General features: G+C 66.9%; 10 protein-coding genes. 5 read left to right on the forward strand and 5 right to left on the reverse strand.

Going from position 1 to position 11,169, the window contains the following annotated elements:
• The first annotated feature begins 22 nt into the window (after positions 1-22).
• The 3 genes from dgt to CWC60_RS21270 are packed head-to-tail and all read left to right on the forward strand — an operon-like array spanning position 23 to position 2,268.
• Positions 23-1,297, forward strand: coding sequence for a dGTP triphosphohydrolase (dgt, locus tag CWC60_RS21260; RefSeq protein ID WP_109795932.1), 1,275 nt, complete (start codon positions 23-25; stop codon positions 1,295-1,297).
• Between the two features lie 24 nt (positions 1,298-1,321).
• The gene (locus CWC60_RS21265) at positions 1,322-1,909 is read left to right on the forward strand and encodes a 2-hydroxychromene-2-carboxylate isomerase (protein WP_241147967.1); all 588 of its coding nucleotides are present in this window, start codon (positions 1,322-1,324) and stop codon (positions 1,907-1,909) included.
• A complete protein-coding gene (locus CWC60_RS21270) occupies positions 1,906-2,268 on the forward strand; it encodes an Hpt domain-containing protein (protein ID WP_109795934.1) in 363 nt (120 codons plus the stop codon). The genes CWC60_RS21265 and CWC60_RS21270 overlap by 4 nt, the downstream gene beginning before the upstream one ends.
• 9 nt (positions 2,269-2,277) lie before the next feature.
• Here the strand turns inward: CWC60_RS21270 and CWC60_RS21275 are convergent, their stop codons facing one another.
• Complete coding sequence (locus tag CWC60_RS21275; RefSeq protein WP_109795935.1) at positions 2,278-4,554, reverse strand: FdhF/YdeP family oxidoreductase; 2,277 nt, start codon at positions 4,552-4,554, stop codon at positions 2,278-2,280.
• A 36-nt stretch (positions 4,555-4,590) separates the two neighbouring features.
• Positions 4,591-5,559: a formate dehydrogenase accessory sulfurtransferase FdhD gene (gene fdhD / locus CWC60_RS21280; RefSeq protein ID WP_164516677.1), complete on the reverse strand. Its 969-nt coding sequence runs from the start codon at positions 5,557-5,559 to the stop codon at positions 4,591-4,593.
• A gap of 374 nt (positions 5,560-5,933) precedes the next feature.
• On the opposite strand from fdhD, the gene CWC60_RS21285 reads away from it, so the two are divergent.
• The gene (locus tag CWC60_RS21285) at positions 5,934-6,776 is read left to right on the forward strand and encodes a formate/nitrite transporter family protein (RefSeq protein ID WP_109795952.1); all 843 of its coding nucleotides are present in this window, start codon (positions 5,934-5,936) and stop codon (positions 6,774-6,776) included.
• A 189-nt stretch (positions 6,777-6,965) separates the two neighbouring features.
• Positions 6,966-7,166, forward strand: coding sequence for an NADH-quinone oxidoreductase subunit A (locus CWC60_RS21290; RefSeq protein ID WP_206420086.1), 201 nt, complete (start codon positions 6,966-6,968; stop codon positions 7,164-7,166).
• Between the two features lie 70 nt (positions 7,167-7,236).
• Here the strand turns inward: CWC60_RS21290 and CWC60_RS21295 are convergent, their stop codons facing one another.
• The 3 genes from CWC60_RS21295 to rfbA all read right to left on the reverse strand — a co-directional run.
• On the reverse strand, positions 7,237-9,471 hold the full coding sequence (locus CWC60_RS21295; RefSeq protein ID WP_109795937.1) for a PAS domain-containing sensor histidine kinase: 2,235 nt from the start codon (positions 9,469-9,471) through the stop codon (positions 7,237-7,239).
• 101 nt (positions 9,472-9,572) lie between these two features.
• Positions 9,573-10,334, reverse strand: coding sequence for an N-acyl homoserine lactonase family protein (locus CWC60_RS21300; RefSeq protein WP_109795938.1), 762 nt, complete (start codon positions 10,332-10,334; stop codon positions 9,573-9,575).
• Between the two features lie 23 nt (positions 10,335-10,357).
• The coding region (gene rfbA, locus CWC60_RS21305) for a glucose-1-phosphate thymidylyltransferase RfbA (RefSeq protein WP_109795939.1) at positions 10,358-11,169 on the reverse strand (812 nt) is incomplete at its 5' end.

Here is an 11,169-nt window from a genome sequence, read left to right on the forward strand (position 1 = left end):
GAAAAGGGACGGTTCCGGTCGGATGATGATGGACTGGCGGCGACTGCTATCGGCCAACCGCATGGCGGGCGACGCGCCGGACCCGGTGGACCCGGCGCGCAGTCCGTTCCAGAAGGATTTCGACCGCATCGTGTTCTGCTCGGCGTTCCGGCGGCTGCAGGACAAGACCCAGGCCCATCCGAAGCCGGGCAACGACTATGTCCGAACGCGCCTGACCCACAGTCTCGAGGTCGCCTCCGTCGGCCGCTCGCTGGGGGCCGGCGTGGGTCAGGTCATCGCCGGCCGCCGCCGCCTGCCGGAGGGGCTGGGCGCGGCCGAGTTCGGCCACATCGTCTCCGCCGCCTGCCTCGCCCACGACATCGGCAACCCGCCCTTCGGCCATCGCGGCGAGGATCTGATCCGCGGCTGGTTCGCCGGCTCCCGGCGCGGCCAGGCCATCATCGCCCTGCTCACGGGCGGCCAGCGCGAGGACCTGCTACGCTTCGAAGGCAACGCCCAGGGCTTCCGCATTCTCACCCGTCTGCAGAACTGGCGCGACAATGGCGGGCTCAGGCTGACGGCGGCGACGCTGGGCGCGTTCGGCAAGTATCCGCGCCTCTCCGACAGCGCGGGCGACGCGACCGGCCTCGATGCCGGCGCGAAGAAGTTCGGCGTCATGCAGGCGGAAGCCTCGATCTTCCGCCGTCTGGCGGACGAGCTTGGCCTGGAGCAGGTGGCGGAGGGGCGCTGGCTGCGCCATCCGCTGGCCTATCTGGTCGAGGCCGCCGACGACATCTGTTACTCGATCGTCGACCTGGAGGACGGCTTCAAGCTGGGCAAGCTCGGCTTCGCCGACACCGAGGCGCTGCTGGCGGCCGTGGCCGGCCCGACGCGGCGCTATGGCGAGATCGACGAGGAGCAGCGGCGCATCGCCTATCTGAGGGCGAAGGCGATCGGACGGCTGATCGAGCAGGTGATCGAGGTGTTCCTCGCGGACGAGCCCGGCCTGCTGGACGGCCGCTGCCGCGCCGCGATGCTGGAGCGGGTGCCGGCTCGGGGCGTCCTGCGCGACATCGCCGAGGTGACCGCGCGCGAAGTCTTCGTGCCCGACATCGACTACGACCGCCGCTTCGGCGCCGACCGCGCCATCGCCTGGCTGATGGACTGCGCCATCCAGGCGGCCGATCCGGGCCTTTCGGCCTATGACCGCGCGCTGGCGGCGACCGATCACGTCTCCGGCATGACGGACGGTTATGCGTTGCAGCAATTTCGCGAGAATGCCGGTATGGTTAACGAAGCCGTGGCCTGGCAGGAGTGAATCGGGGAGGAAAGCGAATTGCGTGTGGACTATTACTGCGCGCTCACCTCGCCCTGGACCTATCTGGGCCATGCGCGCCTGCGGGACATCGCCGCCCGCCACGGCGCCGAGGTGACGATCCATCCGGTCAATGTGCTGGCCATCTTCGAACGCACCGGCGGGCTGCCATTGCCGAAGCGATCGCCGGAGCGTCAGGCCTATCGCCTGCAGGAACTGCGGCGCTGGCGTGAACGGCTCGGCGTCGAGCTCAATCTGAAGCCGGCGCATTTTCCCGCCGACGAGACGCGCGCCGCCGAAACGGTGATCGCCGCGCGGGCCGAGGGGCTCGATGCCATGGACCTGGCCGGCCGCTTCATGCGCGCGGTCTGGGCCGAGGAGCGCGATATCGGCCTCGCCCGCACGATCCGGGAAGTGGTCACGGAGGCCGGTATGGACCCGGGGGCGCTGGAACGGGCCGCCGGGCGCTACGACGCCAACGCCATACGCGCGGCCGAGACCGACCAGGCCGTCGCCCGCGGCGTCTTCGGCGCGCCGACCTATGTCGTCGGCGACGAGATATTCTGGGGGCAGGACCGGCTCGATTTCGTCGACGCCGCGCTGGAGGCGGGATGAACGCCGCCGATACCCTGGACGTACTGGACGAATCCACCCTGGCCGAGCTGGCCGGCGATGACACCGGCGATATCGTCGGCGTGCTGGTCGCCGGGTTCCTTGACGAGGCGCGGGAACGGGTGGCGGCCATCGAGGCGGCCATGGCCGGGCGCGACATCGGGGCGGTCGGCTTTCAGGCGCACGCCCTGAAGAGCACCGCGGCGACCTATGGCGCACCGCGGCTGAGCCGCCATGCCGCGGCGATCGAGCGGGACGCGCGCGATGGCCGGGTCGATGCCGTGGAAGCCGCGGTGACGGACCTGCCGGAACTGTGGCGGGAAACGGACCGGGCCTTCCGCGCCCGCTACCTTTCGGGCTGAACCGCCGCCTCAGGTCAGGATCTTCACCGGCACTGCCTTGACCGCCGGTGTCTGCGATTTCTCGTCATGGTACCAGAGCGGCACCAGCGGATTCGATTCCGGGTAGTAGGCGCCGACGCAGCCGTCGGGCAGGTTGAAGGGCGTCACCTTGAGGCCGCCGACTTCGCGGCGCACGCCGTCGCCCGCGTCGCTCGTCAGGGTAACCTCCTGGCCTTCCTTCAACCCGGCGCGGCGCATTTCCTGCGGATTGATCAGCAGCACGTCGCGCGTTCCTTCGATCCCGCGCATGCGGTCGCTGAAGCCGTAGATCGTGGTGTTGAACTGGTCGTTGCTGCGTAGCGTGATCAGGCGCCACCGCTCAGGACCGTCCTCGAAGCCGGTGGCGGAAAGCATTGTCGGCGCAGTGAACTCAGCCCTGCCGCTTTCGGTCTTCCAGATGCGATCGCGAGCGTTGTTGCCGCGGTGGAAGCCACCGGGCTCGAAGATCTTTTCGTTGAAATCCTTGAACGGCTCCGGATAGGTCCGCTCGATCAGGTCGCGCACCAGACTGTAGTCCGCCACCCATTCGTCCCACTTGACCCTCGGGTTCGGCGGCAACGTCGCCTTGGCCAGGCCGGCGACGATCGCGATCTCCGAACGCAGATGCTCGCTTGCCGGTTTCGCCTTGCCCGTCGAACCGTGGATGCAGCTCAGACTGTCCTCCATCGTCACGGTCTGGGCCCCGCTCTCCTGAATGTCCTCCTCGGTGCGGCCCAGACAGGGGAGCAGATAGGCCACCTCGCCATTGATCAGGTGACTGCGGTTGAGCTTGGTCGCAATCTGTACGGTCAGGCGCATGTTGCCCCAGGCCGCTTCCATCTTCTCGCGCTCCGGGATGGCGCGAACGAAATTGCCGCCGAGGCCGATGAACGCTTTCACGCTGCCGTCGAGTATGCCGTTGCAGGTCGCCACGGTGTTGAGACCCTCTTCGCGCGGCGGCTCGAAATCGTACATCTCCGAGAGCGTATCGAGAGGAACGAGCTTCGGCTTCTCGGCGATGCCTACCGTACGCTGGCCCTGGACATTGGAGTGTCCGCGCACCGGCGAGACTCCGGCGCCTTCGCGGCCGATATTGCCCTTCAGCAGCAGCAGATTGACGAGCATCGCCACGTTCTCGAAGCCATGCACATGCTGGGTCAGGCCCATGCCGTAGATGCCGATACAGCGCTCCGCCCGGACATAAACGTCCCCCGCCTTTTCCAGATCCTCGCGCCTGAGACCGGATTCCCGTTCGATATCCTCCCACTCCGTGGATCGCACCGTATCGGCGAACGCCTCGAAGCCGGACGTATGCTGGGCGATGAAGTCCTCGTCGAGAACCGGGGCCTCGCCTGCTTCCCGGCGCGCCGCGTCGACGGCGAGTACGTGCTTGCAGAGACCCAGCATGGCCGCGATGTCGCCGCCGGCTCGAACCTGGAGATAGAGTTTCGAGATCGGCGTTTCGTCGCCGGCAACCATCTGCTCGGGGTTCTGGGGATTGATGAAGGTTTCCAGCGCCTTCTCGCGTACCGGATTGAAGGTGACGATCTCGACGCCCCGTTTCACCGCCCGCTGGATCGGATGCAGAAAGCGCGGACTGTTCGTGCCGGTGTTCTGGCCGAAGAAGAAGATCGCGTCGCACTTCTCGAAATCCTCGAGGATCACGGTTCCCACGGGAGAGCCGATCACCTGTTTCAGACCGACCGAGGTTGTCTCGTGGCACATGTTCGAACTGTCGGGCAGATTGTTGTGGCCGTAGAGCCGGGCGAACAACGCATACAGATAGGCCGTCTCCAGACTCGCCCTGCCCGAGGCGTAGAAGACGGCAGACCAGGGGTCGAGCGCCTTCAGCTCCTTTCCGATGGCTTCGAATGCCTCCTCCCAGGTGCATTCGACATAATGGTCGCTATCGGGATCGTACCGCATCGGGTGGGTCAGCCGACCTTCCTGCTCGAGATCGTGATCCGACCATTGCTTCAGCTCGCTGACGCTGTGCTCGGCGAAGAAATCGGGCGTGCAGCGCTTTGACGTCAGCTCCCAGAGGGTCGCCTTTGCTCCGTTTTCGCAGAACTCGAAGACGTGCGGGTCGGCCGGCTTGGTCCAGGCGCAGGAAACGCACATGAAACCACCGGGCTTGTTCTGTCGCTTGAGTGTCCGCAGCGCTTCGGGGGCGGGCGCCTCCTTGCCGAAGATCCGCGTTATGCCGCGCAGGGCGCCCCAGCCTCCCCCGGGGCCATCATAGCCAACGGTGTCTTGCTCGTCGGACATGGCTCTGCTCCTCTTTCTGGGTTCGCCTTGGGGCGTTCAACTGTCCTCGCAAACGCGGTCGGGGCGGGTGTAGATTCTCAGGTTATCGCCGCGAGCGAGCGCCACGACGCAGAGACCTGCGGCTTCCGCCTCCCGAAGAGCCAGCGCGGTCGGCGCCGAGATCGTCACCAGAACGGATATGTCCGCGGCCGCCGCCTTGTGCACCATCTCGTAGCTGCAACGGCTCGTGGCGATGGCGAACCCTTCGCCTGCGCGGGATCCTGGACGGCGGATGGCGCCGATCAGCTTGTCCAGCGCGTTATGGCGGCCGACATCCTCGCGCAGCGCCACCACATCTCCGCTGCCGGAGATCCAGGCAGCGGCGTGCAGGGCATGGGCAATGGCATTGAGGTTCTGTTGTCCGGGCAGCGCCGCCAGACCGGCGCGCACCGCAGAAAGGCGCACCGTTTCGCGGTCGGAGACCGGCTTCACCGGACGCACTGCCTGCCGGAGAGACGAGACCCCGCAAAGGCCGCATCCCGTGCGTCCGTTCAGATTGCGGTTTTCCCCGGACAGGCGTGCGGCCGTTGCCGCCGGAATGGAAATCTGGGCGATGATCCCGTCGGCCGTGGCGCCGACGGAAACGCGGCGCACCTCCCTCGTATCCGAAACGATGCCCTCGGAAAGCGTGAACCCGATGGCGAAATCCTCGACATCGGTCGGCGTGGTCATCATCACCGCGTGTTGGCGGCCGTTATAGGCGAGCGCCACGGGAATCTCTTCGGCGATCGCATCCACCGTGCTCGTGGCGCCTTCCGGGCGGCGGGCCTCCGAGCGTATCGGCGTGATCGCGGGGAACTCGGCGATGCCATCGACGGGCGCGCGCTGGCTGCCCACCCTTATCGTGGTCTTCCGCCGCACGGGGCGCACGACGCAATCTGCAGGCTTGTCAGGGTTGGCTTGAGGGCCGCGGCGTTCGCCGGAGGACGAAGACAGATGGTCTACACTCGGATCGGGCAGCCGCATGCTACTTGCTCCCAACATGAGGATTGGCCGCAACCCTGGCCACCTGACAGGCCACATGGCGGCTGCGTGCTCATACGCAAGGGGCCGGGATCGGGTGAAGGTTCTTCGAGCGTCGGCTTTCCGGTCTTCGTCAGCGCTGCTGCGCGGCGACTCGCCGCGCCCCGGCCAACGACGGGGACGGCCATTTGAAACCGGGGTGGGTCGCCTCCGGCGCGGCCAGGAACTTCGTCCCGGCAACGGTTCGCGGCTGCCAGACTCCCGTTGACACGAGCCCCGGCCGAAATCGCCGCACTACATGCGCCACGCCGACGGCCGATATGAGGGGATCACGATCTGTGGCGAACGGGATGCTGTCAGGCCGCCGGGAGAAGGAAATGGCCGAAAAAGACCATGGCGAGGAGCGGAACGATCGCGGCCTGAGCGAGGAGGAATCCGAGGCTGTCGGGCAGAAGTTGCCCCTGCGTGCGCCTGTGGTCTACGAAATCGTCCGCGAGGAGGGCGAGGAGGAAATCCGCCGCCCGCCCATCTCGCTTTGGTGGTCGGGGATCGCGGCCGGCCTTTCCATCGGCTTCTCGCTGCTTTCCGAGGCGCTGCTGCGTCATTATCTGCCTGACGCGCCGTGGCGGCCCCTGGTCGCGAACATGGGCTACTCGGTCGGGTTCATCATGGTGATTCTGGGACGCCAGCAACTCTTCACCGAGAACACGATCACGCCGATACTGCCGCTGTTCGCGGATTTCGATTGGTGGACGCTCGGTCGCGTGGCGCGGCTATGGGCGATTGTCTTTGCGGCCAACATGCTGGGCACTTTCGGATTTGCGCTCTTCAACTCCCTTGTGCCGGGCACGATCCCCGAGATCATGCACGCAATGCTGGAAGTCAGCCGCGAGGCCCTGGCGAAGGACTGGTTCGAGATGTTCGCCCGGGCAATCGGCGCCGGCTTTCTCATCGCCACGATTGTCTGGCTCATTCCCAGCGCCAAGACGTCGAAGATCCATGTCGTCTTCCTCTTCACATATATTCTCGCATTGGCCGAATTCACCCACATCGTCGCCGGGAGTACGGAAGCCTTCCTTCTCGTGCTCGCCGGCGAACTCGGGATCCCCGAAATGCTCTGGAGATTCACGGTGCCGGTGTTCCTTGGAAACGTGATCGGTGGCACCGCGCTCTTCGCCCTCATCGCCTACGGCCAGGTCATGAGGGAAATCAGGGAATAACAGAAGGCCCCGAGGAGCGGGGCTCGCATGGACGCTGCATGCCCGAATGGCGGCAAGCTTTCCCTCGCGTTCCGTGCAGAGTTGGTATTCGGCGGCCCAGTTCCCGGCTAGCTGGGAAATGAACAAGAATGAGGGGTGCCGATGGAAACGCGCCTCGGACCCGCCATTCTGGCTGCAGTGTCAGTGGCGATGGCACTCACTCTGCAAAGGATGGGCGGCCGGGCGAGGCTGACCGACCCCGGCCGTGCGCCCTTCCTCGTGGGCGGGACGCCCGAGACGCATGCCTGGCAGCGCTTCCATGTCCGCTACTACCCCATGACGCTGCTCTTCATCGCCTTCGAGATGGAGATGATGTTCATGTATCCGTGGTCTACGTCGAGGCAGGCGTGAACGCGCTGGCCGAGACGGGCATGTTCCTGGCGGTCCTTTCGCTCGGCATTCTCCATGGCGGGCCGCCGCGTCAGGCGGACATGCGGGCGCTGCCGCCGGTCAGCGCTGCCTCGGCCGCGGCCCGGGGCAGCATCAGCATGACCGAGGTGCCCTTGCGCGGCGTCGATCTGATCGACAGGGAGCCGCCATGCAGCTCCGCCAGCTTGCGCGTCAGGGGCAGGCCGAGTCCCGTGCCGCCGGCGATGTCCGCCCCGGCGGCGCGGCCGAATGGCTCCAGCGCCGTGCGGATATCGTCGGCGTTCATGCCGATGCCGTCATCGGTGACGGTGAGATGCAGTTCGTCTCCTTCCACCGCCACGTCCACGCGGATTTCCCCGTCCTCGCCGGTGAACTTCACGGCGTTGCCCACCAGATTGATCAGCATCTGCCGCAGCAGCCGCCGGTCGGCCTGGACGGTGCAGGCGCTGCAGCCATTGCTGTAGAGCCGGCGCCGGCCGGCGCTCTCCCGGAACAGCGACAATACGCGGTCGACTTCCGGGCACACGGCCACGGTCTCCCGGTCGACCTTCACTCGGTCGGCCTCGATGCGGGACAGGTCGAGGACGTCATTGACCAGGCTGAGCAGGTGCTGGCCGCTGGCGGCGATGTCGGCGGCGTAGCCGTGATAGCGCGCGTTCGTCATCGGCCCGAACATCTCCTGCTCCATGACATGGGCAAAACCGATGATGGCGTTCAGCGGCGTTCTGAGCTCGTGGCTCATGTTGGCGATGAACTCGGACTTGGCGCGGTTGGCGGACTCGGCGGCCCGCATCGCGGCGCGGGCGTCCTCGCGCGCCCTGACGAACGGCGTGACGTCGCGGGCGATGCCGCGATGGCCGACGAAGCGGCCGTGATGGTCGAAGACCGGCGTGCCGCCCACCTCCACCATGCGGTCGTTCCCGCCCGGAAAACGGAACAGCAGCGGCGAGATGCGGAAAGGCTGTCGCTCGCTCCACATCTTCAGCAGGTTGCGCCACATGCGGGCTTGGTCGCGCGGCAGGTCCGGCAGCACCGCCTCGGTGATCTCGGCCCATGAGCGGCCGACATAACGCGCGGTCGACATGCCGCTGATCTCGCTGAAGTTCTGCGATATCCAGGTCAGATTCATGTCGGCATCGGCCTCGAAGGCCCAGTCCGCGGCCATCTCCGCGAACTCCTGGAAGCGCACTTCGTTGTGGCGCAGCTCCGCGTCGGCCTCCTTGCGTTCGGTGATGTCCAGCAGATAGTTGTCCAGATAGATCTGGCCGGTCACGCTGTCGATCGAACGCCAGCCGTTCTCCAGCAGCCACACGATGCGGCCGTCCTCCGGATGGATGAAGCGGAACTCCATCTCGTAGGCCTCGCCGGTCTGCTGACGTTTCGCCAGCGCGGCCTCGTAGCGTTCGCGGTCTTCCGGGTGAATGCACGCCCGCCAGCCCGAGAGCTCCACGCGGCTGCGCCCCATTTGCTCGCCGAGTATGCGTTTGGCGTCCTGTCCCCAGACGCGCGCGATCGAGCTGCCATCCGCGACGCGCACGAAGACCATGTTGCGGGTGTTCTGTGCGAAGGACGTAAGCTGCTCCAGTTCCTGGCGCATCTCCGTCATGTCGATCAGCAGGATGGCGACGGCGCCGTTGCGGAACCGCATCCGGCTGGTGTTGATCCAGCGTCCCGCGCCCGACAGCACGCTGATCGGCTCCGCGCTCTCGCCCACGAAATGATCGACCGTCCAGCGCACGAAGCGCTCCTCGCGGCCGGCGGCCTGGGGGAGGTAGCCGTGGGTGATGGCGTCACGCACCAGCTCGGCGAAGGGCTCGCCCAGGCGCGGAAAGCCGGGGGCCGCCGGGAAATAGCGATAGAAGGCGTAGTTGACCGCCAGCACCCGGCCGGCCGGATCGAGGAAGACGACGCCGGTCTCGTCGTTGGTGAGCCCGCCGATGATGTCCGCGGTCAGGGTGTTCGAGACCTCCGCCTGCTCGGCGTCGACACCGCGGACCTGCAGGCCGTCATCTCCGATACTGCGCGCCGACATGACCAGCCGGTGCTTGCCGGCGGTCAGTTCCAGCGGACGCCGGGAGCGGGCGTGAGACTGCAGCCAGGGCACGCCGCCAGCGTCCTCGAACGCCTGCGCCACGGCGTCATCGTCGGCAACGTCGAGTGCGGCCCTGAGGGAGTCGCTGACGGCGACCGGACGCAGCGCCGCGCCGGCGACCCGGAACACGCCCGTCGGACGGGCGTCGCCGCGGATCGCGGAATGCAACAGGTCGTGGTCCGCCGGCAGGCTCAACGTCTCCTCCGCACCCCGGGATGCTCAAGATAGCCGATCCTGCCCGGTATTCGTTCACAAAACGGTAATACCGGCGGCGTCGCGGGCGCCCCGGCCGGGGCTCAGGCCACAGCCGCCGGGGCCTGGGGCACGGTCGCCCAGAACTCGGGATCGTGGCCGTAGAAGATGCGTGCGCCGCGGTCCTGCAGTTCCTTCAGCTTGCGCAGGCTGGTCCGCATCTCGTCCGCATCGTGCAGGATCAGCGGCAGGCGCATTTCCTCCAGCGTGCGGCGCAGATAGCAGGCGTCGCCGGTCAGCACCACGTCGCCGCCGGCCGTCCGCACCTTGAGCGACTGGTGGCCGGGCGTATGGCCGTAGGTGGGCAGACAGACCACCGCGCCGTCGCCGAAGATGTCGTGCTCGCCGTCCGCCAGGATGCGGTCGTGGCCGTGGTCGAAGTCCTGCTTCATGAAGCCGATCTTCGCGGCCATGTCGGGATCGTTGGCCGCCTCCCACTCGCGGCGCTGCACGACGACAGGGCAGTCGGGCAGGGCGTCGTTGCCGCCGCAATGGTCGAAGTGCAGGTGGCTGTTGACCAGGTAGTCGATGTCGCCGGGCCCGATGCCCAGCACCTCCAGCCGGGCTGCGACGTCCTCGCCGGGCTCGAAGTCGATGGCATAGTACTGCGCGATCTTGCCCAGCCGGCCTTCCGGGTCCGTCTGGACCTGCTTGTTGAGTCCGCTGTCGAACAGCACGTTGCCCTTCGGGTGTTTCACCAGATAGGTCGGCACCGGCACCTTGATCTTGCCCTCGGCGCCTTCGAGCATGGCCTTCAGGCTCATGGTCAGCCAGCCGCAGGTCATGGCGTAGAGTTCGACCGCCATCGCTATCTCCTCCCCAGGATTGCCTATCGCTTCTCGAGCAAGCCTAGCAGATAGCGGCCGTAGTCGTTGCCTTTCATCGCTTCGGCCAGGTCGCGCAGGCGCTCGTCGCCGATCCAGCCCATGCGCCAGGCGACTTCCTCGGGCGCGGAGATCTTCAGGCCCTGGCGCTTCTCGACGGCGTGGATGAACTCCGCCGCCTCCAGCAGGCTGACCGGCGTGCCCGTGTCCAGCCAGGCGAAGCCGCGGCCCAGCCTCTCCACCTTCAGCCGCCCTTCGGCGAGGTAGCGCCGGTTGACGTCCGTGATCTCCAGTTCGCCCCTGGGCGAGGGCGCGACCGACCGCGCGATCTCGGCGGCGCGGGCGTCGTAGAAGTAGAGCCCCGTGACCGCGTAGGGCGAGGACGGCCGCGCAGGCTTTTCGACGATGTCGGTCGCCCGGCCCTCCGCATCGAAGGCGACGACGCCATAGCGTTCGGGGTCGGCGACCTGATAGGCGAAGACCACGGCGCCTTCGCCAAAGTCCGCAGCTTCCCTGAGCAGGCCGGAGAAGCCGCGGCCATAGAAGATGTTGTCGCCCAGCACCAGGGCGCACTTCTCCCCGGCGGTGAAATCCTCGGCGATGATCAGCGCCTCGGCGATGCCGCGCGGCTCGGCCTGTTCGGCATAGGCAATCTCCAGGCCCCAGCCGCGCCCGTCGCCCAGCAGCGCCTCGAAGCGCGGCAGGTCCTCGGGCGTCGAGATCAGCAGGATCTCGCGGATGCCGGCCAGCATCAGCGTCGCCAGCGGATAGTAGACCATCGGCTTGTCGTAGACGGGCAGCAGCTGCTTGGAGACCA

The organism is Minwuia thermotolerans, assembly GCF_002924445.1.
Taxonomy (GTDB): Bacteria; Pseudomonadota; Alphaproteobacteria; order Minwuiales; family Minwuiaceae; genus Minwuia; species Minwuia thermotolerans.

Coding starts and splice junctions, on each gene's coding strand:
- CWC60_RS21275 (WP_109795935.1), bottom strand. CDS start 4,554: ATGTCCGACGAGCAAGACACCGTTGGCTATGATGGCCCCGGGGGAGGC.
- dgt (WP_109795932.1), top strand. CDS start 23: ATGATGATGGACTGGCGGCGACTGCTATCGGCCAACCGCATGGCGGGC.
- CWC60_RS21300 (WP_109795938.1), bottom strand. CDS start 10,334: ATGGCGGTCGAACTCTACGCCATGACCTGCGGCTGGCTGACCATGAGC.
- fdhD (WP_164516677.1), bottom strand. CDS start 5,559: ATGCGGCTGCCCGATCCGAGTGTAGACCATCTGTCTTCGTCCTCCGGC.
- CWC60_RS21285 (WP_109795952.1), top strand. CDS start 5,934: ATGGCCGAAAAAGACCATGGCGAGGAGCGGAACGATCGCGGCCTGAGC.
- CWC60_RS21270 (WP_109795934.1), top strand. CDS start 1,906: ATGAACGCCGCCGATACCCTGGACGTACTGGACGAATCCACCCTGGCC.
- CWC60_RS21290 (WP_206420086.1), top strand. CDS start 6,966: ATGGCACTCACTCTGCAAAGGATGGGCGGCCGGGCGAGGCTGACCGAC.